Here is an 18,121-nt window from a genome sequence, read left to right as displayed (position 1 = left end):
GGTCGGCAACGCCGTTCGGCGGACCGGCGCGAGGCGACGCACCGGGGCTCAGGCCGGTGCCGCGCCCGCCGGCGCCGGGTCGACGCCCGCGGCTCGAGCCCTCGCCTTGACGGCCTCGATCACCTCGGTCTTGGCGTCCGAGTACGCGTTCATGTCGGCCCAGCTCCGCTCCATCAGCGAGCGCTTGGTCGACTCGTAGAGGGCGCGATCGGCGGCGTCGCGGCGGAGGTGGTCGCGGAGGAGCAGATACTCGTCGATCGCGGCGTCGCCGCGGCCGTAGAGGTGCACGTGGACGTCGCGCTCCGGGGTGCGGACGAGGCGGTGGCCGGGCTCGCGGACCCGGAGCGCATAGCCGGCCGCGAGCAGTGGGGCGAGGTAGTCCTCCTCCGCGGTGATGTCGGGGACGGCGACCACGATGTCGACGATCGGCTTCGCGGCGAGGCCGGGCACGGACGTCGAGCCGATGTGCTCGATCGCGACGTCCACCGCGGCGAGGGCCTGCGCGATCCGCCGCTGGTGCTCGCGGAACGCCTCCGGCCAGCCCTCGTCGTACGCGTGCAGTCCGACCGCGAGCGGCTCGGCGCCGCCGAGGATGTCGACGCTGGTGACGTCGGGGCGGCGGGGGTGCTCGCTGCTGTCCATACCGGAATCCTCGCAGTGCTCGCGGCCCCTGATCGCGGCGGGCGAACGCGCGGGGCAAGGGCTTGCAGCCCGCGGATCGGAGGGATTGTCTGGACGGAGGAGAGAGAGGTGTCACCATGACGCAGACCTTCCCCGCGTGGTTGCGGGACCAGGAGAAGAGGGACGACGAGGTCGGCGAGCTCGCCAAGACCTACGCCGGCCGCGGCGACGTGCCGGAGCACGGCGGCCGCGCCATCTACGACGGCTACTTCGCGAGCGAGCCCGCCTCGGCGCAGGCCTCGCTCGACCGGGCCTGGATGGAGTTCGAGGCGCACCCCGAGCCGTCCGCCACCTCGGACGAGCCGGAGGGACTGCGATGAGCGACCAGACCCCGAGCCCCGTCGAGGACCCGGACGACCAGGCCGACAAGCCCTCGCAGGCCGAGGGCGAGGATCCGCGCGACACCCCGGTCGAGGTGCTCCCCGCCGAGGGGAAGCCGTCGAAGGCCGAGGGCTGAGCCGGAGGCTCGGCGTGAGGGGCGCTCCCGTTCGCGGGGGCGCCCCTTCCTGCTGTCCGCGGTGGGGGATCTCGATACGCCCGCTGCGCGGGCTACTCGATCAGCAGGGGGTGCCTGCTGCGCGGGCTGCTCGATCAGCAGGGGGTGCCCGCTGCGCGGGCTGCTCGCCGGCCTGTTCCGGGGACGGCAGCCGATTCAGCAGGAGTTGCGGTGCTCGCGCGCGACTACCGCAACTTTCGAGGAGTGGGTGGGTCATGGTGGTCGAGTAGCCGCGGAGCGGCGTATCGAGACCCGCCCTTCAGGGGACGGTGGATCTCGATACGCCCTCTGCGAGGGCTACTCGATCAGCACGGGCCGTCAGCGGCCGACGGCGGCCATCAGCTCGTGGGCCTCGGGGCTCTCGGGGTACTGGGCGAGGACGCGCTCGAGGTCGCGGCGGGCCGGGGCGCGCCGGCCGTCGGCGAGGTGGGTGCTGGCCCGCTCGTAGAGGGCCTCGATCCGGAGCTCGACGGGACGGGCGGTCGTGACGTTCGGCCGCACGACTCGGTCGAAGGCCTCGAGGGCGCTCTCGATCAGGCCGAGCTCGCGCAGGGCGACGCCGCGGCGGATGAGGACCGCGGCGGACGGGGCGTCGACGTTGACCACCGGCGCCGAGAACTGCGCCATGTCGCCCCAGCGTCGCCGGGCGGAGTAGAGCGAGGCGAGCGTCGAGGCCGCCAGTGTCGACGGCGGCAGGGTCTCGACGGCGGCCGTGGCGCCGGCCGGGTCGTCCGCGGCGGCGAGCTCGGCGAAGAGCAGGCGCAGCGCGGTCGCGTCGAGCGGGACGTCGATGTCGAGTCCGGCGCTGAGCGGCAGATGGGCCGTGAGGACGATCCCGTAGCGGCGGAGGAACGGATCGGCGGACGGGTCGTAGCGCATCCGCACCAGCCAGCCGGCGAGGCGGAGAGCGCGGTCGTCCTCCCTGCGCGACAGCGCGTCGCGGACCAGCTCGATCACGGCGGCGAGCTTCGAGCCCTCGGGGGAGGCGGCGGTCGCCTCGTGCAGCTCGGCGGCGGGGGCGCCCGCGCGGATCAGGCGGATGAGCGGCGCCTCCCACGGCTGCGCCAGCGGCGAGGGCCGGACGAGACCGGGGCCGCTGGGCATCGACAGCCCGGCCGAGAGCCGGGAGCGGTCGCGGGAGCGGCTGAGGGCCGGGCCCACGACGGGGTGCAGGCGAGCGCCCGCGAGGACGCGCAGCTCTCCTGCGGTCCGGAAACCGATCCCCACTGCAGCACTCCCCCACTCGGGGGACCCTCGTCATCCCCCAGGTCCCCAGTTTACGGGGTTCTCCGGCATCCCTCCCCCCGAAAGGGGCCCGCGGCGGTGTCGGGAATCGGAGGAGGGCCGACGCGTCGGGTCGGACGGCCGCGAACGGACTCGACGGAGGCGCGATCGGCCGCCCCCCGGGCGGTGACCCTGCAGCCACCGCCCGGGGAGGCGGCCTCGTCGGAACTCCTCGCCGGGACTGCTCCGTCAGGACGCCTCGGTCAGGACGCCCCGGTCAGGCGACGGCCGTGAGGCGGGAGTCGTCCGCGGCGCTGCGCTCGACGGCGTCGAGCACCTGCTGCACCTGCAGGGCGTCGGCGAACGACGGGGTGGGCTGGACGCCCTCGGCGATCGCCGTGACGAGGTCGACGACCTGGTGGCTGAAGACGTGCTCGTAGCCGAGCCCGTGCCCGGTCGGCCACCAGGCGGCGGCGTAGGGGTGCACCGGCTCCGTCACCTGGATGGTGCGGAAGCCCTGCGCGTCCTCGGGGTCGCGGGCGTCGTAGTACTCGAGCTCGTTCAGCCGCTCGAAGTCGAAGGCGATCGAGCCCGTCTCGCCGTTGATCTCGATGCGGTTGGCGTTCTTCCGGCCGGTGGCGACGCGGGTCGACTCGAAGACGCCGACGGCGCCTCCGCTGAGCGTCGCGGTGAACAGCGCGGCGTCGTCGACGGTGACCGGGCCGCGCTCGGCGCCCTCCTCGGCGCGACCGCCGAGGCCGGCCTGCGCGGAGAGGACCGGGCGCTCGGTGACGAAGGTCCGCAGCATCGCCGAGACGCCGTCGATCGTCTGCCCGGTGAGCCACTGCGCGGTGTCGATGCTGTGCGCGCCGATGTCGCCGAGGGCGCCGGAGCCGGCCCTCTCCTTGTCGAGGCGCCAGGTCAGCGGGCCCTCGGAGTCGCTCAGCCAGTCCTGCAGGTACTGCGCGCGGACGTGCCGGATCTCGCCGAGCCGGCCCTCCTCGAGGAAGCGCTTGGCGAGCGCAAGCGCCGGGGTGCGGCGGTAGCTGAAGCCGCACATGGCGAAGCCGGCCGCGGCGGCGGCCGCCTCGGTCATCGTCCGGGCTTCGGGGACGGAGCGCGCGAGCGGCTTCTCGCAGAGCACGTGCTTGCCGGCCTCGAGGGCGGCGATCGCGATCTCGGCGTGCTGGTCGCCCGGGGTGCAGATGTCGATCAGGTCGATGTCGTCGCGGGCGATCACCGCTCGCCAGTCGATCGAGGACTCGGCCGCGCCGAAGTTCTCGGCGGCGGCCCGCGCGCGGCCCTCGTCGCGGCCGACGACCACGGCGAGCTCGGGCTGCAGCGGCAGGTCGAAGAAGCGCGGGGCGGTCCGCCAGGCCTGGGCGTGGGCGCGGCCCATGAAGGCGTGGCCGATCATGGCGACGCGGAGGGGTGCTGTCATCGGGGGGTCTCCTCGGAAGGGGCGCGTCGGCCGCGACCAGGGAGAGGTCGCGGCCGGCGCGGGTCGATTCGGGTGGTGCTTGCGGGCGCGGGCGGTGTCAGGCGCGGACGGGCTCGCCGACCGGCTCGCCGGCGGCCGTCCGCAGCGGGAGCAGCTCGGGCCGCTCCACCCTGGACTCGATCTCGACGACCGCCTTCTCGGCGCTCGAGCGGAGGATCGCGTCCATGATCTCGAGGACGTGCAGCCCGAGGCGGCCGGAGGCGCGGTGCGGCCGGTCCTCCGCGATCGCCTCGGCGATGTCGGCGAGACCGACGCCGCGCCCGGTGTCGACGACGCCGGCGGAGTCGGGGACGACCCGCCAGTCCTCGTCGCGCACCGCGACCTCGACGGGATCCGAGAACATGTTCGGGTCGGGGACCGCGATGGTGCCCTCCGTCCCGAAGATCTCGAACTTCGGCGCGCGGGTGCGCCAGACCTCGAAGCTGACCATCACCGTCGAGGTGACGCCGTTCTCGTGCTCGAGCAGCGCGCTGATGTGCGTGTCGATCGAGACGGGGATGGGCGTGCCGGCGCGCGGGCCGGACTCGATGGTGCGCGGGCGGTCCGAGCGGGTCGCGAGACCGGTGACCCGGACGACGGGGCCGAAGAAGTGCACCAGCGCGGTCAGGTAGTACGGGCCCATGTCCAGCAGCGGGCCGCCGCCGGGCTGGTAGTAGAACTCCGGCGCCGGGTGCCAGCGCTCGTGGCCGGGAGCGGCCCAGTGCACCTGCGCGGCGATCGGCGTGCCGATCACTCCGGAGTCGAGCGTCTGCCGCGCGGTCTGCACGCCGGTGCCGAGCACGGTGTCGGGGGCGCTGCCGAAGCGCAGGCCCAGCTCCTCGGCGAGGTCGAGCATCGGCGCGGCCTCGGCGGGGTTCAGGCCGAGCGGCTTCTCCGCGAAGACGTGCTTGCCGGCCTTCAGTGCGCGGGTGCCGATCTCGACGTGCGCGGCGGGGATGGTCAGGTTGAGCACCGCGTCGACCTCGGGGTCGGCGATCAGCTCGTCGACCGAGAGGGCGCGGACGCCCTGCTCGTCGGCGACCTCCTGCGCGCGCGCGGTGTTCAGGTCGGCGACCGCGACGAGGCGGAGGCCGGGGAAGGTCGGGAGGTTCGCGAGGTACTGCTCGCTGATCTTCCCGACTCCGATGATGCCGACTCTCAGCGGGAGGCCCACAGCAGTCCCCTCTCGATGATGGTGCGGACGTTGGCGTCCTGGAGGATCTCGACACGGTGGCCCGGGGTCGAGACGAAGATGCGGCCCTCGCCCCACTGGCGGGTCCAGACGGCGGGGGAGGTGATCGGGCGGTGCCACGGGTCCCACTCGCGGACGGCCTGCGTGGTGGTCGCGAGCACGTCGTTGTAGTCGTCGTGCAGCACCCAGTACTGCTCGGTGGTGAGCTCGAAGTCGCTGATGCCCTGCGTGATCGGGTGCTCGGCCGCGAGGGCCGTCATCTCGATCGTGTGCGGGACGTAGTTGTCCGACTGCTCGCCGGTGCGCTCGTCCGGGTGCTTGCCCGGGTGCGAGACGAACTGGCCGCCGATCAGCTGCAGGTAGTCGGAGTTGTTCCGGTACGAGTCGGCGATGCCGCCGTGCCAGCCGGCCAGGCCGGTGCCGCGCTCGACGGCCGCGCGCAGGCCGAGGAACTCGGGCCACTCGATCGAGGTCATGGTGTTGGACTGCACGATCAGGTCGACGGTGCGCAGGTAGTCCTCGTCGGCGTAGACGGCGGTCGACTCCTCGACGCGCACCTCGAAGCCGTTCTCGGCGAGGAAGGGGAGGAACAGCTCGGTCGCCTCGACGGGCTGGTGGCCGTCCCAGCCGCCGCGGACGACGAGCGCCCTCTTGGCGGGAGTGGACGGGGGGAGGTCGGTCATCGGTGTCCTCGGGGTGCTCGGCGGATCGCTCCGCGGTTCGTCATCGAACGGCAGTTGCGCAACTCTGTTGCCGTTGCCGCCCGTGTGCGTCCAGTCTGCACCCGTGGAGAGTCGTGGGCAAGGCGCGATCCGGGGTCTTGCAGCGATCGTTTCCCCGCTGGGTTTCGCAACTCGTTCTGCTCTACAGTGGGGGCATGGACGACAGCGGTGCCGCTCCCCGGCCGACGATGGCGCGCATCGCCGAGCGCGCGGGGACGAGCGTGCCGACGGTCTCGAAGGTGCTGAGCGGCGGGACCGACGTCTCCGAGGCGACCCGGCTGCGGGTGATGGAGGCCGCGCACGAGCTCGGCTACCGGCGCCGACCGCGGCTGCGTCCGCCGGCGGAGGACCCGCACGTCGCGCACATCGTCGACGTCGTGGTCGGCCACCTCGACGGCACCTGGATCGGGCCCGTCCTCGGCGGGATCGAGGAGGAGGCCGCGGCGGCCGGCGTCGACCTGGTGCTCACCCGCGCGCGGCCCGACGGGGAGTGGGTCAACCGGCTCCTGCGCCGCTCGTCCCTCGGCGCGATCGTCGTCCTCGTGGACGTCACGGCGGCGCAGCTGCACCTGCTCACCACGGCCGAGCTGCCCGTGGTGATCGTGGATCCGATCACCCGCCCGCCCGCCGACGTGGCGAGCGTCGGCGCGACCAACTGGGACGGCGGCAGGATGGCGGCGGAGCACCTGCTCGCCCAGGGGCACACCCGCATCGGCGTGATCGCGGGCGCCCGCGGGCAGCTCTACAGCAGCGCCCGGCTCGACGGCTTCAGCACGGCGCTGCGCGATGCGGGGGTGCCGCTGCCGCGGGAGCGCGTGGTCTACGGCGGCTGGAACCGCGACCGCTCCCGGGTCGTCGCCTCCGCGATGCTGGCGGACGCGCTGATCCGGCCGACCGCCCTCTTCGCGCTCTCGGACACCATGGCGCTCGGCGTCTACGACGCGGCCGACCTGGCCGGCCTGCGCATCCCGGACGACCTCAGCGTGATCGGCTTCGACGACGTGCAGGAGTCGGCGTGGGCGACGCCGCCGCTGACCACGATCCAGCAGCCGATCGCCCAGATGGGGGCCGCCGCCTTCCGGATGCTGCACCAGGCGCACCGCGCGGCCCGGCCGCTGTCCTCGAGCGCGACGCGGCTGGAGCTCGAGACGCGCCTGATCGAGCGCGCGTCGGTGGCGCGTCCGCGCTGAGGGCGGTGCGGCGGGCGGGCTGCGTACTGCTCCTCGAAGGAGTCGAACCGCGCCGTTCCCTGTGACACCATCGAGGCGAGTAGATTATGTCTCTCAGGACATGACCGGGGAGGTGTGCTGATGACGGAGAGCTCGACCGCCGTGCGCTCGGCCCGTGCCAGCCGCGGCTTCACACAGCAGCAGCTGGCGGACCTGACCGATGTCGATCAGGCCCGGATCTCGCGCATCGAGAACGGCCGGGACGCGGACTTCAGCACGGTGCAGCGCGTCCTGGCGGGCGCGGGGCACCGGCTCTACGCACTGCCCCTCCAGCGGGACGATGCCGCGGCCGCGGCTGTCGAGATCCGCGGACGGCTGCGAGTGGGGGATCGGGATCGCGCCCTGCGGGCACTCCTGCAGCTCAACGACAACCTCGTCGCTGAGCGCGGGCTCCTCCGAGGTGTGCTGGGGCTGGCGGAGCCCGAGCCGACGCGGAACCGCGCGTGGGACGCGGCGATCGCCGCGCTCGTCGCCTGGCGTCTGGGCGAGGAGGGGCTGCCTCTCCCGGCCTGGGTGACCCGGCCCATGCGCTACCTCCCTGTCGCCGTCGTCCTCGAGATCGACCCCGCGGATCCGGCGCCGCCCGAGTCGGAGGTGCCCGAGGAGTTCCTGCGGCGCGGCGTGCACGTGTGGCGAGACACCTTCGCGAGCGTGTGATCGTGGCCGTCTCGCTCGACCGCGACGACATCATCGCGGGTCTCGCGGAACTCGTCGCTGAGCTCCATCAGCTGCGGGAGACGGCGGGCATCCGGCTCGTCGGCGGTGCCGCCCTCGCTCTCCGCTACTTCGACAGGGGCACGACGCAGGATCTGGACTCGCTCCACGTGAACCCGGGCAGTGATGACGTGGTGACAGGGGCGGCTGCGAAGGTGGCGCGCAGGCACGGGTGGAGCGACGACTGGCTGAACTTCGCGGTGGAGCAGACCGGATCGGTGCCGACTCTCGGCGAGCGGGTCGTCGAGTGGGAGACGGTGTACGACCGTGCGGGGGTCGTGATCCAGGTCGCATCAGCTGATGCTCTTCTCGCGATGAAGCTTCGCGCCAATCGACCCGGTCGCGATACCAACGACATCCGTCAGCTCCTGAGTCTCTGCGAGGTCGGCACTCTGGAGGCCGCTGAAGACCTGTTCGAGAGCTTCTACCCCGGCGACGCGCTCGCCGACCGCGCCGTCGCGATCGTGACCCGGATTCTCGAGGCGGGGCTGCCGGAGAAGCCGCCCTCGCCAGGGCCGATTCTTCTCTGAGTGCCGGGAGCGCGCCGAGTCGCCCGAGAAGGCGCGTTCTCGGGGTGGAGAACGAGCCTTCTCGGGCGAGTCGATGCGGGCGCTCCCCTGCTGATCGAGTAGCCCGCGGAGCGGGCGGATCGAGATCCGCCCGTGCCGGACGGCGGGTCCGCAAGTTGGATGCTCGGAGGGCGATGGGTCTCGATACGCCCCTGCGGGGCTACTCGACCAGCATGAATCGGCACGCCCCTGCGGGGCTACTCGACCAGCATGAATCGGCACGCCCCTGCGGGGCTACTCGACCAGCATGAATCGGCACGCCCCTGCGGGGCTGCTCGACCAGCGTGGAGTCGGGCGAGTCGGCGAGGGTCCGGGGCTAGAGGGCGCCCTGGGTGGCGGTGCCGGCGGGGATCGGGGACAGGCGGGTGACGACCGGGGGCGCGGCGACGAGGCCCTTGATGGCGGCGTTCAGGCGGACGACGGGGTCGCCGGCGCCGTGGGCGTCGAGGGCCTCGGCGCTGGTCCATTTCTCGAGCATGACGATGGTGCCGTCGGGGGAGTCGTGGATCGCGTAGAGCTCGCAGCCCTCCTCGCCGTGGACCTCGGCGATGGCGGGGGAGAGGGCGGCGACGAGAGCGTCGCGCTTGCCCTCGGCGGGGGTGAAGATCGCGGTGACGACGACGGGGTCGGACATGGCAGTGCCTTTCGTGGAGGGGTGGTGGGCGGAGTCAGCGCTGCGCCGGGGCGGCGCAGCTGGAGCGGATGACGAGGTCGGCCTGGACCTCGATGTGCTGGGGGGCGTCGGGGATCCGGCCCTGCATCCGGGCCAGCACCAGGTCGACGCTGTGCCGGGCGAGCATGTCGATCGGCTGCCGGACGACGCTGAGCGGCGGGGTGACGAGCTCGCTCCACGGGTTGTCGTCGAAGACGACCACGGAGAGCGCCTCGGGGATCGCGACGCCGAGCTGGAACAGGCGGTGCACGGCGCTGCGCACCTGCGCCGTGTTGGCGACGATCAGGGCGGTCGGCGGCTCCGGCAGCGCGAGCAGCGCGGCGACGGCCTCGCCGCCGATGTCGCCGCGGAACGGGACCTCGCGGATCAGCGTGCCGTCGATCGGCAGCCCGGCGGCGGTGAGGGCGGCGCGGTAGCCGGCGACGCGCGCCTGGCCGGTCGAGGTGCGCAGCGGCCCCGAGACGATCGCGATCCGGCGGTGGCCGAGCGCGAGCAGGTGATCGGTCGCGCGGGCCGCGGAGGCGGAGTTGCCGATGCTGACCACGTCGACGTCGTCGAGACCGGGGGTGGTGCGGTCGACGAAGACGACGTCGATCCCGGCCCGGCGCAGCCGCGACCACTTCTCGAGGTTCTCGCCGGACGGGGTCGCGATGACGCCGCCGACCGAGCGGTCGAGCAGGCTGGTGAGCGACTCGCCCTCGACGTGCGAGTCCTCCTGCGTCGTCATCAGGAGCACCTGGGCGCCGCGGGCGCGCGCCTCCCAGACGACGCTGTCGGCCAGGCGGGCGAAGAACGGGTTCGTCAGGTCGGGCAGGACCAGGCCGATGGACAGGGTCTGACCGTGGCTCAGCTCGCGGGCCGCGGCGCGCGGCCGGAAGCCGAGCTGCTCGATCGCCTCGACCACACGGCGCCGGGTGTCGACGGCGACCGGGCCGGTCCCGTCGTTGAGCACGCGCGACACCACGGACACCGAGACGCCCGCACTGCGCGCGACGTCGCGGATCGTCGGTGCTTTCTGCACGGTTCCTCCCCAGCTGTCGGGCAATCGTATCGGCGCGGGACCGGGCCGCCGCGCCCGCTGTTGACACACTCTAATCGTTGCTGGTACAAAACTGGTACCGGTTCCACTGGGAGCCGGCGAGCAGCACTTCCCCACGAAGACTGCGCACGACGACGACGTCCTCCGCCCCCGAGGCGGCCCTCTGCGTCCGTGCGCCCCCGGACCAGAGAGGCCACCGTGAACCTGTACAAACTCCTCGGCGATCGCGAACGAGAGGGCCGCCCCATCCGCATCGGGCTGATCGGTGCCGGGCGCTACGGCACCATGTACCTCTCGCAGGCGCGCAACATCCCCGGCGTCCACGTGGTCGCCATCGCCGACGTCAACGTCGCCCGGGCCCGCGGGGCCTTCGAGCTGGTCGACTGGCCGGCCGAGGCGATGGCCGCGGACATCCCCGAGGCGCTCGCGAACCGGACGACCACCATCGTCGACAACGCCGCCGTCCTCTTCGAGCACGACATCGACGTCATCGTCGAGGCGACCGGCAACCCGATCGTCGGCGTGCACCACGCGCTCCGGGCGATCGAGACCGGCAAGCACATCATCATGGTCACCGTCGAGGCCGACGCGCTGGCCGGCCCCGCGCTCGCCAAGCGCGCCGAGGCCGCGGGCATCGTCTACTCGATGGCGTACGGCGACCAGCCCGCCCTGATCATGGAGCTCGTCGACTGGGCCCGCACCAGCGGCTTCGACGTCGTCTGCGCCGGCAAGGGCGCCAAGTACCTCGAGCACTACCACCAGATGAACCCCGACAACGTCTGGGAGAACTGGGAGTTCAGCAAGGAGCTGACCGACTCCGGCCAGCTCAACCCGTACATGCACACCTCGTTCCGCGACGGCACGAAGGCTGCGATCGAGATGGCGGCGGTCGCGAACGCGGCGGGCCTGGTGCCCTCCGACTCCGGCCTCACCTTCACGCCGGGCGACGTCGAGGAGATCGCGACGATCAGCCGGCCGAGCTCGATCGGCGGCGCCCTCGACCACGAGGGGACGGTCGACGTGATGTCGAGCGTCCGGCGCGACGGCTCCCTCATCCCGCACAACACGCAGGAGGGCGTCTACGTCGTGGTCAAGGCGACCAACCCCTACGTGTCCACCTGCTTCGACGAGTACCCGTGGCACCCGGACCCGACCAAGCAGTACGCGGCGCTCTACCGGCCGTACCACTACGTCGGTCTCGAGCTGAACGTGTCGATCGCCAACGCGGCGCTGCGCGGCATCTCGACCGGGCACCCCGAGGGCTTCTACGGCGACGTCGTCGCGACCGCGAAGAAGGACCTGAAGGCCGGCGAGTTCCTCGACGGCGAGGGCGGCTTCACCGTCTACGGCAAGCTCGTCTCCGCGAAGCACTCGGTCGCCATCGGAGCGCTCCCCGTCGCCCTGGCCCATCACGTCGAGCTGCGCCACGACATCGCGCAGGGCGCGACCGTCGGCTGGGACGACGTGATCATCGACGAGTCGCTCGCCGAGGCGCTCGAGCTGCGCCGCGAGACCGAGGCGCTGCTCGCCTCCTGACCCCCTCGGGCCGGGCGCGTCCTCCGCCCGGCCCGCCTCCGCACCACCCTCGCGATCCGCGACCCCGCACGACCCCGCCCCACCTTCCGATGACGAAAGGCCCCCTCCCATGTCCTTCCCCACCCGCGCCACCGGCGCCGCCCTCGCCGGGCTCGCCTCCCTGACGCTCCTCGTCGGCTGCTCGGCCTCGCCCGACGGCGACGGCGGAGGTGCCGCCGCCGGCGGCTCCGGCGCCGACATCGTGTCGCTCGTCGACTCCTCCGCGCAGACCCCGGTCGACGAGGTCACCTCCTCGCTCGGCGACCCGGCCGTGCCCGACGGCGCCAAGCTCTGCTACATCACCCGCACCCTCTCGAACGAGTTCTGGGGCTACGAGCGCGACGGCTTCGAGAACCGCGCGAAGGAGCTCGGCGTCGACTACCAGACCTTCGACGTCACGGACGAGTCCTCGATCACCGAGCAGCTCGACAAGGCCAAGAGCGCGATGAACCAGGGCTGCACCGCGATCCTCGCCTCGCCCATCTCGGCGACCGGCCTCGACTCGGTCTTCGAGTCCGCCCTCGCCGACGGCATCCCGGCCGTCGTGCTGAACGACGCGAAGAGCGACGTCCCCGGTGTCGTCTACGTCGGCCCCGACGCGACCACCATCGGCGCCACGGCCGCCGACTACATCGCGGACCTGCTGCCGGACGGCGGCCAGGTCGCGATGATCGAGGGCGACCCCGGCTCCTCCAACGCGATCAACCGCGGCGACGGCTTCACGGCCGCGCTCGCGAAGCACGAGAACCTCGAGCTCGTCGCCTCGCAGACCGCCTCGTGGGACCAGACCAAGGCGCAGGAGATCGCGACCACGATGCTCACGGCGAACCCCGACATCAAGGCCTTCTACTCGCAGAACGACGGCATGGCGCTCGGCGTGCAGGCCGCCATCGACGCGAAGGGCCTCACCGGGAAGGTGATCCTCGTCGGCACCGACGGCATCCCGCAGGCGAAGAAGCAGATCCTGGCCGGCGACTACACCGCCACCGTCAGCGAGCTGCCGACGACGGAGGGTGCGACCGGCGTGGACGCCGCGCTCTGGCTCCTCGCCGGCAAGGAGGTGCCGGCCTGGATCGACGTGCCCGCCTTCATCATCGACAGCGAGAACGTCGCCGACTACGAGACCGGGATGCCGTGACCCGCGCCTGACTACCGCGCTCCGCCGGAGACCCCTCCGGCGGAGCGCACTCCCGGCAAGGCCCCTCTCGATCAGGAAAGAAGACGGAACATGGCCGAGCATCTGCTCGAGGTCCGCGGCATCGCGAAGTCGTTCCCCGGCGTCCGCGCCCTGGACGGCGTGAGCTTCACCCTCGAACGCGGGGAGATCCGCACGCTCGCGGGCGAGAACGGCGCGGGGAAGAGCACACTGCTCAACATCCTCGGCGGCGCCCTCCGCCCCGATCGCGGCTCGATCACCATCGACGGCGTGCGGCGGATGGAGTACACCTCGCGCCAGGCGCTCGCGGAGGGGGTGCGGATCGCGCACCAGGAGCCGGCCATCGTGCCCCAGCTCACGGTGACGCAGAACCTGCTGCTGGGGCGCACGCGCGCGCAGCGCGCCTCCGCCCAGGACGACATCGACCAGGCCCTCCAGGACGTCCACCGGATGGGCTTCCCGATGGACGGGCGGACGCCCGTCGGCCGGCTGAGCCCGGCGCAGCGGCACGCGCTCACCATCGCGCGGGCCTTCGCCTTCGGGGCCAAGATCGTCGCCCTGGACGAGCCGACGACCAGCATGCTCGAGCACAACGTCGAGGGCGTGCTGGCCCGGGTGCGCGAGATCGCGCACGGGCGGGGCGTCGGCGTGATCTACGTCTCGCACAAGATGCCGGAGGTGATGAGCGTCTCGGACACGGTCGTCGTCCTCCGCGACGGGCGGCCCGCCTACGACGCGCCGATCGCCGAGACGTCCTCCGAGGACATCGTCCGGCGGATGGTCGGGCGCGAGCTGCTCTCGTTCGAGCGGCGGCACCCGGTCGCCGCGGACGCCGAGGTGCACTTCGAGGCCTCCGGCGTCACGCACCCGAGCGGCGTCGGGCCGGAGTCGATCCAGGTGCGGCGCGGCGAGGTCGTCGGCATCGCGGGCCTGGTCGGCTCGGGGCGCACCGAGTTCCTCCGCGCGCTGATCCGCGCCGACGAAGGCAGCGAGGGCACGGTCCGGCTCGCCGGCCGCACGCTCAAGGTGCGCTCGCCGCGCGACAGCCGCGACGCGGGGATCGCCTTCATCCCGGAGGACCGCAAGCACCAGGGACTCGTGCTGCAGACCCCGGCCTACGCGAACGTCGCCCTCACCTCCGATCGGCAGCTCAACGGCTTCGGTCCGTTCATCAGCACGAAGCGGCAGATCGCGACGGCGGAGGAGATGGGCCGGCGGATGTCGCTGCGCCCGGCCGACGTCCGGCTGAACGCCCGCCAGTTCTCCGGCGGGAACCAGCAGAAGATCGTGATCGCGAAGTGGATCTGGCTCGGCGCGAGCGTCTTCCTCTTCGACGAGCCGACCAAGGGCGTCGACGTCGGCGGCAAGGTCGAGATCTACGAGCTCATCGACCAGCTCGCCTCCGAGGGGCACGCCGTGATCGTCGTCTCGAGCGACCTGCCCGAGATCATCTCCCTCAGCGACCGGGTCCTCGTCATGAGGGCGGGCCGCTTCGTCTCCGAGCACGTCGGCGACGACATCACCGAGCACAGCATCGTCACCAACGCCATGGGCGTCGCGAAAGGAATCTCATGACCTCCCCCGAGACCGGGGGCGTCGCCACGCCGCCCCGCCGCTCCTTCAACCTGCAGGCCTTCGGCATCTACCTCGCCGCGGTCGTCCTCTTCGTCGTCCTCGGCGTCCTGAACCCCAACTTCCTCACCCTCGGCAACCTCCGCGACGTCGCGGTGTCGGCGAGCGTGAACGCGATCATCGGCATCGGGCTGACCTTCGTCATCATCACCGGTGGCATCGACCTCGCGGTCGGCGCGATGGCGAGCTTCGTCGGCATCGTCAGTGCGTCGCTGCTGGTCAACGGCGGGGTGCCGCCGCTGCTCGGGCTGGCCGCGGGCATCGTCCTCGGCCTCGTCTGCGGCGGGATCAACGGGCTGCTGGTCACCAAGCTGAACCTGCCGCCGTTCATCGCGACGCTCGGCACGATGAGCGTCTTCCAGGGCGGCGCGTACGTCGCCACCAACGGCAAGCCGGTCTACGACGTGCCGAAGGAGTTCATCCTGCTGCTCAACAGCTACGTCGGCGGCGTGCCCGTCGTCGTGCTGATCGTGGCGGTCGTCGGCATCGCGGCCTGGCTGCTGCTGCGCAAGACCGTCTTCGGCCAGAACGTGATCGCGGTGGGCGGCAGCGAGGAGACCGCCTGGCTCTCGGGTGTGCGGGTGCACCGGGTGAAGATCGCGGTGTACTGCATCTCCGGCGGTCTCTCGGCGCTGGCCGGCCTGGTGATCGTCGCCCGGATCAACGCGGCGCAGCCGGACGCGGGCAGCCCGTACCAGCTGACCGCGATCGCGGCCGCGGTCATCGGCGGCGCGAACCTGATGGGCGGCGAGGGCCGCATCGCGGGCACCCTGGTCGGCGCGCTGATCCTCGGCGCTCTCACCAACGGCCTGGTGCTGCTGAACGTGCCGAGCTTCTACGAGCAGATCGTGACCGGACTCGTCGTCCTCATCGCGGTCACGCTCGACCAGGGCAGCAAGGGCTGGCCGATGCTCTCGCGGGGAAGGAAGAAGCAGCGCGAGGACGTCGCCGCCCCGCCCACCGAGTCGACGCCGTCGGTGCGCGCATGACGGCGAGGCGGAGCGCGACGGCGCGGCTTACCACGCTCGACGGGGCCCGCGTCCTGGTGACGGGCGGCTGCGGGCTGATCGGCCGGCCCACGGTCGCGGCGCTGCAGGCGGAGGGGGCGGTGGTCACCGTCCTGGACCGGGTCGCGTCGGACGCGGACGTCCGCTCGATCGTCGGCGACGTGACCGATCCGGCCGTGCTGGCGGAGGCGGTGGCCGAGCAGGACGCGGTGGTGCACCTGGGCGGCTACGCCGGGTTGGGCATGGCGGACGCGGTCGAGACCTACCGGGTGAACGCGGTGGGCAGCTTCGCGGTGTTCGCCGCTGCCGCCGCGGCCGGGGTCGCGGAGGTCGTCTACGCCTCGAGCATCAACGCCAACGGCTACCCGCTCGGCGCCGAGCAGGTGCTGCCGCCCGTCTTCCCCTACTCCGAGGACGCGCAGCCGCGGGTCTCGGACGAGTACTCGCTGTCGAAGCTCGCGACCGAGGACGCGGCGCGGATGGCGCACGCGACCTGGGGGCTGAGCCTCACCGGGCTGCGCTACCCGCTGGTCCGCGACATCACCGTGGACGGCGGCCGCGTGTTCGGCGCGCATCTGCGAGCGGTGCTGGCGGCCGACCCGCGACGGCAGGCGGCGGAGGGCTGGAGCTATCTCGACGCCGCCGACTCGGCGCGGGCCGTGCTCGCGGCGCTGCTGCACGAGACGCCGCCGGCGCCGGGGATCCTCGTCGCGGCTCCGCTCACCTATCTGCGCGGGAGCACCGCGGACGCGCTCGACGCGATCGCCCCGGACGTCCCGCGCGGGCGGCTCGAGGGGCGCGCGGTCGGGCTCGACCTGACCCGCTCCCGCGAGCTGCTCGGCTTCGAGGCGCGGGTGCTCCTCGACGACATCGCACCGCAGGAGCTCGCCGACGTGGCGCCCGCGGGGTCCGGCGCGTGAGGCTCTCGCTGCTCGGCCTCGGGCCGATGGGCGCGCCGATGGCGCGGAACCTGCTCGCGGCCGGGCCGCTGACGGTCTGGAACCGGACGGCGTCGCGGGCCGCGCCCTTCGCGGAGCTCGGGGCCGTGGTCGCGCCGACTCCCGCGGCGGCGGCCGGCGACGTCGTGCTGACGGTGCTGCCCGATCTGGTGCAGGTCGAGTCGCTGCTCATGGGCGAGGACGGCCTGCTCGCGGGCTGGCGCGCGGCGGGGATCGCCGCTCCGGTGCTCGTCGTGCACGGCACCGTCTCGCCGATCGCGGTCGCGGCTCTCGCCCGCCGCCTCGCCGCGGAGCACGGCGTGCAGGTGGTCGACGCCCCGCTCAGCGGGGGAACGGTCGGCGCCCGCGACGGGACGCTCAGCATCATGGTCGGCGGTGCCGACGAGCCGGTGGCCCGCGTGCTCCCCGTCTTCGAGCGGCTCGGCCGCACGGTCCGCCACCTCGGGCCGAGCGGAGCGGGTGCCACCGCCAAGCTCTGCAACCAGATCGTCGTCGCCGGCACGGTCGCCGTGGTGTCGGAGGCCCTGCTGCTCGCCCGGAGCGCCGGTCTCGACCCGGCGACGGTCGTCGAGCTGCTGCAGGGCGGGCTGGCGCGCACCGCGGTGCTGGAGCAGAAGAGCCGCAAGTGGCTCGACGAGGACTTCGCCGAGGGCGGCAGCGCCCGCAACCAGCTCAAGGACCTGCGCTTCGTCGCCGAGTCCGCCGCCGCGGAGGGCGTCGCGCTGCCGACCACCGCCGCGGTGACCGCGCTGTTCGAGAGGATGATCGCCGAGGGTGACGGCGACCTCGACCACACCGGCGTGCACCGCACGCTCGCCGGGCTCGCCCGCCGATCGGAGGAGCCGCATGCCTGACCTCGTCGTCATCGACGCGCACCACCACCTCACCGACCTGCGCCGCTCGTACCCGTGGCTGGAGGGACCCGCCGAGCCGTTCCGCTACCACGGCGACGACCGCCCGCTCCGCCGCTCCTACCGCGTCGGCGACTACCGCGCGGACGCCCGCGACGTGACGCTGCTCGCCTCGGTGCACGTCGAGAACGGGGCCGCCGACGCGCTCGCCGAGACCGCGTGGATCGACGCGCTCGCCCGGGAGAGCACGGTGCCGACCGTCCACGTCGCGCACGTGTCGCTGCTCGATCAGGAGGCGCCGCGGCTGCTCGAGGAACACGCCGCGTTCGCGGTCACGCGCGGCGTCCGCGACATCCTGAACTGGCATCCGGACCCGGTCTACAGCCACCGGGACCGGGGCGACGTCCTCGGCGATCCGGTCTGGCGGGCGAACTTCGGCCGGCTGCAGGGGCTGGGGCTCTCGTTCGATCTGCAGGTGTTCCCCTCGCAGCTCGCGGAGGCGGCGGCGCTCGCCGCGGACTTCCCGGAGACGGCGATCGTGCTCGATCACCTGGGCATGCCGATCGGGCGGGATCCGGAGTCGATCGCCGAGTGGCGCGCGGGCCTGGCCGCGGTCGCCGCGCAGGAGAACACCGTCGTCAAGATCTCGGCGCTCGGCACCAACGACCACTCCTGGACCCGGGAGTCGATCGCGCCGTTCGTCCTCGAGACCCTGGAGGTCTTCGGGCCGGACCGGTCGATGTTCGGCAGCAACTTCCCCGTGGACGGGCTCTACAGCTCCTTCACCGAGCTGTACTCGGCGTTCGACGCGCTGACGGCGCAGCTCTCGCCGGCCGAGCGGCTCGCGGTCTTCGCGGGGACGGCGGACCGGTTCTACCGGATGGGGGTGGCGCTGCCGCGAGCGGAGTGACGCGACGGCGTC

19 protein-coding genes are annotated in these 18,121 nt (G+C 72.8%); 12 read left to right on the top strand and 7 right to left on the bottom strand.

What is annotated here, in order from left to right:
• Nucleotides 1-48: 48 nt before the first annotated feature.
• Entirely contained in the window at nt 49-642 is a 594-nt protein-coding gene (locus EDF17_RS09740; protein WP_123446912.1) for a GrpB family protein, read from the bottom strand.
• A gap of 116 nt (nt 643-758) precedes the next feature.
• Here EDF17_RS09740 and EDF17_RS09735 point away from each other — a divergent pair, with 116 nt between their 5' ends.
• Complete coding sequence (locus tag EDF17_RS09735; protein WP_123446911.1) at nt 759-1,001, top strand: hypothetical protein; 243 nt, start codon at nt 759-761, stop codon at nt 999-1,001.
• Nucleotides 998-1,138: a hypothetical protein gene (locus EDF17_RS19815; protein ID WP_159421935.1), complete on the top strand. Its 141-nt coding sequence runs from the start codon at nt 998-1,000 to the stop codon at nt 1,136-1,138. The genes EDF17_RS09735 and EDF17_RS19815 overlap by 4 nt, the downstream gene beginning before the upstream one ends.
• A 357-nt stretch (nt 1,139-1,495) precedes the next feature.
• On the opposite strand, the gene EDF17_RS09730 is transcribed toward EDF17_RS19815, so the two are convergent.
• The 4 genes from EDF17_RS09730 to EDF17_RS09715 form a co-directional block, all read right to left on the bottom strand.
• Nucleotides 1,496-2,404: a tetratricopeptide repeat protein gene (locus tag EDF17_RS09730; RefSeq protein ID WP_123446910.1), complete on the bottom strand. Its 909-nt coding sequence runs from the start codon at nt 2,402-2,404 to the stop codon at nt 1,496-1,498.
• Nucleotides 2,405-2,678: 274 nt separating this feature from the next.
• On the bottom strand, nt 2,679-3,842 hold the full coding sequence (locus EDF17_RS09725; protein WP_123446909.1) for a Gfo/Idh/MocA family oxidoreductase: 1,164 nt from the start codon (nt 3,840-3,842) through the stop codon (nt 2,679-2,681).
• Between the two features lie 97 nt (nt 3,843-3,939).
• On the bottom strand, nt 3,940-5,055 hold the full coding sequence (locus EDF17_RS09720; RefSeq protein ID WP_123446908.1) for a Gfo/Idh/MocA family oxidoreductase: 1,116 nt from the start codon (nt 5,053-5,055) through the stop codon (nt 3,940-3,942).
• The gene (locus tag EDF17_RS09715; RefSeq protein ID WP_123446907.1) at nt 5,040-5,756 is read right to left on the bottom strand and encodes a ThuA domain-containing protein; all 717 of its coding nucleotides are present in this window, start codon (nt 5,754-5,756) and stop codon (nt 5,040-5,042) included. The genes EDF17_RS09720 and EDF17_RS09715 overlap by 16 nt, the downstream gene beginning before the upstream one ends.
• Nucleotides 5,757-5,950: 194 nt before the next feature.
• Between EDF17_RS09715 and EDF17_RS09710 the strand changes: the two genes are divergently transcribed.
• The 3 genes from EDF17_RS09710 (at nt 5,951) to EDF17_RS09700 (ending at nt 8,268) form a co-directional block, all read left to right on the top strand.
• Nucleotides 5,951-6,985: a LacI family DNA-binding transcriptional regulator gene (locus tag EDF17_RS09710; RefSeq protein ID WP_207901695.1), complete on the top strand. Its 1,035-nt coding sequence runs from the start codon at nt 5,951-5,953 to the stop codon at nt 6,983-6,985.
• Nucleotides 6,986-7,105: 120 nt separating this feature from the next.
• A complete protein-coding gene (locus EDF17_RS09705; protein ID WP_127887623.1) occupies nt 7,106-7,681 on the top strand; it encodes a helix-turn-helix domain-containing protein in 576 nt (191 codons plus the stop codon).
• 2 nt (nt 7,682-7,683) lie between these two features.
• The gene (locus EDF17_RS09700) at nt 7,684-8,268 is read left to right on the top strand and encodes a hypothetical protein (protein ID WP_132436848.1); all 585 of its coding nucleotides are present in this window, start codon (nt 7,684-7,686) and stop codon (nt 8,266-8,268) included.
• Nucleotides 8,269-8,623: 355 nt separating this feature from the next.
• Here the strand turns inward: EDF17_RS09700 and EDF17_RS09695 are convergent, their stop codons facing one another.
• Together EDF17_RS09695 and EDF17_RS09690 are read right to left on the bottom strand one after the other, a co-directional pair.
• Nucleotides 8,624-8,941: a putative quinol monooxygenase gene (locus tag EDF17_RS09695; RefSeq protein ID WP_123446903.1), complete on the bottom strand. Its 318-nt coding sequence runs from the start codon at nt 8,939-8,941 to the stop codon at nt 8,624-8,626.
• A gap of 34 nt (nt 8,942-8,975) precedes the next feature.
• Complete coding sequence (locus tag EDF17_RS09690; RefSeq protein WP_123446902.1) at nt 8,976-10,001, bottom strand: LacI family DNA-binding transcriptional regulator; 1,026 nt, start codon at nt 9,999-10,001, stop codon at nt 8,976-8,978.
• 216 nt (nt 10,002-10,217) lie between these two features.
• Between EDF17_RS09690 and EDF17_RS09685 the strand changes: the two genes are divergently transcribed.
• The 7 genes from EDF17_RS09685 (at nt 10,218) to EDF17_RS09655 (ending at nt 18,109) form a co-directional block, all read left to right on the top strand.
• Nucleotides 10,218-11,555 (top strand): Gfo/Idh/MocA family oxidoreductase, encoded by a 1,338-nt coding sequence (locus EDF17_RS09685; RefSeq protein WP_123446901.1) that lies wholly within the window; start codon nt 10,218-10,220, stop codon nt 11,553-11,555.
• A gap of 109 nt (nt 11,556-11,664) precedes the next feature.
• Complete coding sequence (locus tag EDF17_RS09680) at nt 11,665-12,732, top strand: substrate-binding domain-containing protein (RefSeq protein ID WP_123446900.1); 1,068 nt, start codon at nt 11,665-11,667, stop codon at nt 12,730-12,732.
• 90 nt (nt 12,733-12,822) lie between these two features.
• A complete protein-coding gene (locus EDF17_RS09675) occupies nt 12,823-14,325 on the top strand; it encodes a sugar ABC transporter ATP-binding protein (RefSeq protein WP_123446899.1) in 1,503 nt (500 codons plus the stop codon).
• Nucleotides 14,322-15,371 carry an ABC transporter permease gene (locus tag EDF17_RS09670; RefSeq protein WP_123446898.1) on the top strand — a complete coding sequence of 350 codons (1,050 nt, stop codon included), beginning with the start codon at nt 14,322-14,324 and terminating at the stop codon, nt 15,369-15,371. Before EDF17_RS09675 ends, EDF17_RS09670 begins: the two co-directional genes overlap by 4 nt.
• The gene (locus EDF17_RS09665; protein ID WP_123446897.1) at nt 15,368-16,309 is read left to right on the top strand and encodes an NAD(P)-dependent oxidoreductase; all 942 of its coding nucleotides are present in this window, start codon (nt 15,368-15,370) and stop codon (nt 16,307-16,309) included. Before EDF17_RS09670 ends, EDF17_RS09665 begins: the two co-directional genes overlap by 4 nt.
• Complete coding sequence (locus tag EDF17_RS09660; protein WP_243732846.1) at nt 16,306-17,202, top strand: NAD(P)-dependent oxidoreductase; 897 nt, start codon at nt 16,306-16,308, stop codon at nt 17,200-17,202. The genes EDF17_RS09665 and EDF17_RS09660 overlap by 4 nt, the downstream gene beginning before the upstream one ends.
• The gene (locus EDF17_RS09655) at nt 17,195-18,109 is read left to right on the top strand and encodes an amidohydrolase family protein (RefSeq protein WP_123446896.1); all 915 of its coding nucleotides are present in this window, start codon (nt 17,195-17,197) and stop codon (nt 18,107-18,109) included. The genes EDF17_RS09660 and EDF17_RS09655 overlap by 8 nt, the downstream gene beginning before the upstream one ends.
• Nucleotides 18,110-18,121 lie beyond the last annotated feature (12 nt).

The sequence above is a fragment of the Rathayibacter sp. PhB1 genome (assembly GCF_004362935.1).
Taxonomy (GTDB): Bacteria; Actinomycetota; Actinomycetes; order Actinomycetales; family Microbacteriaceae; genus Rathayibacter; species Rathayibacter festucae.
Note: the sequence above shows the minus strand (reverse complement) of the source record. Positions and strands in the feature narration are given on the sequence as shown.

Excerpts from the sequence above, each read along its gene's own strand:
- EDF17_RS09740 (WP_123446912.1), bottom strand. The coding sequence starts at position 642 with ATGGACAGCAGCGAGCACCCCCGCCGCCCCGACGTCACCAGCGTCGAC.
- EDF17_RS09735 (WP_123446911.1), top strand. The coding sequence starts at position 759 with ATGACGCAGACCTTCCCCGCGTGGTTGCGGGACCAGGAGAAGAGGGAC.
- EDF17_RS19815 (WP_159421935.1), top strand. The coding sequence starts at position 998 with ATGAGCGACCAGACCCCGAGCCCCGTCGAGGACCCGGACGACCAGGCC.
- EDF17_RS09725 (WP_123446909.1), bottom strand. The coding sequence starts at position 3,842 with ATGACAGCACCCCTCCGCGTCGCCATGATCGGCCACGCCTTCATGGGC.
- EDF17_RS09715 (WP_123446907.1), bottom strand. The coding sequence starts at position 5,756 with ATGACCGACCTCCCCCCGTCCACTCCCGCCAAGAGGGCGCTCGTCGTC.
- EDF17_RS09710 (WP_207901695.1), top strand. The coding sequence starts at position 5,951 with ATGGACGACAGCGGTGCCGCTCCCCGGCCGACGATGGCGCGCATCGCC.
- EDF17_RS09705 (WP_127887623.1), top strand. The coding sequence starts at position 7,106 with ATGACGGAGAGCTCGACCGCCGTGCGCTCGGCCCGTGCCAGCCGCGGC.
- EDF17_RS09695 (WP_123446903.1), bottom strand. The coding sequence starts at position 8,941 with ATGTCCGACCCCGTCGTCGTCACCGCGATCTTCACCCCCGCCGAGGGC.
- EDF17_RS09680 (WP_123446900.1), top strand. The coding sequence starts at position 11,665 with ATGTCCTTCCCCACCCGCGCCACCGGCGCCGCCCTCGCCGGGCTCGCC.
- EDF17_RS09675 (WP_123446899.1), top strand. The coding sequence starts at position 12,823 with ATGGCCGAGCATCTGCTCGAGGTCCGCGGCATCGCGAAGTCGTTCCCC.
- EDF17_RS09670 (WP_123446898.1), top strand. The coding sequence starts at position 14,322 with ATGACCTCCCCCGAGACCGGGGGCGTCGCCACGCCGCCCCGCCGCTCC.
- EDF17_RS09665 (WP_123446897.1), top strand. The coding sequence starts at position 15,368 with ATGACGGCGAGGCGGAGCGCGACGGCGCGGCTTACCACGCTCGACGGG.
- EDF17_RS09655 (WP_123446896.1), top strand. The coding sequence starts at position 17,195 with ATGCCTGACCTCGTCGTCATCGACGCGCACCACCACCTCACCGACCTG.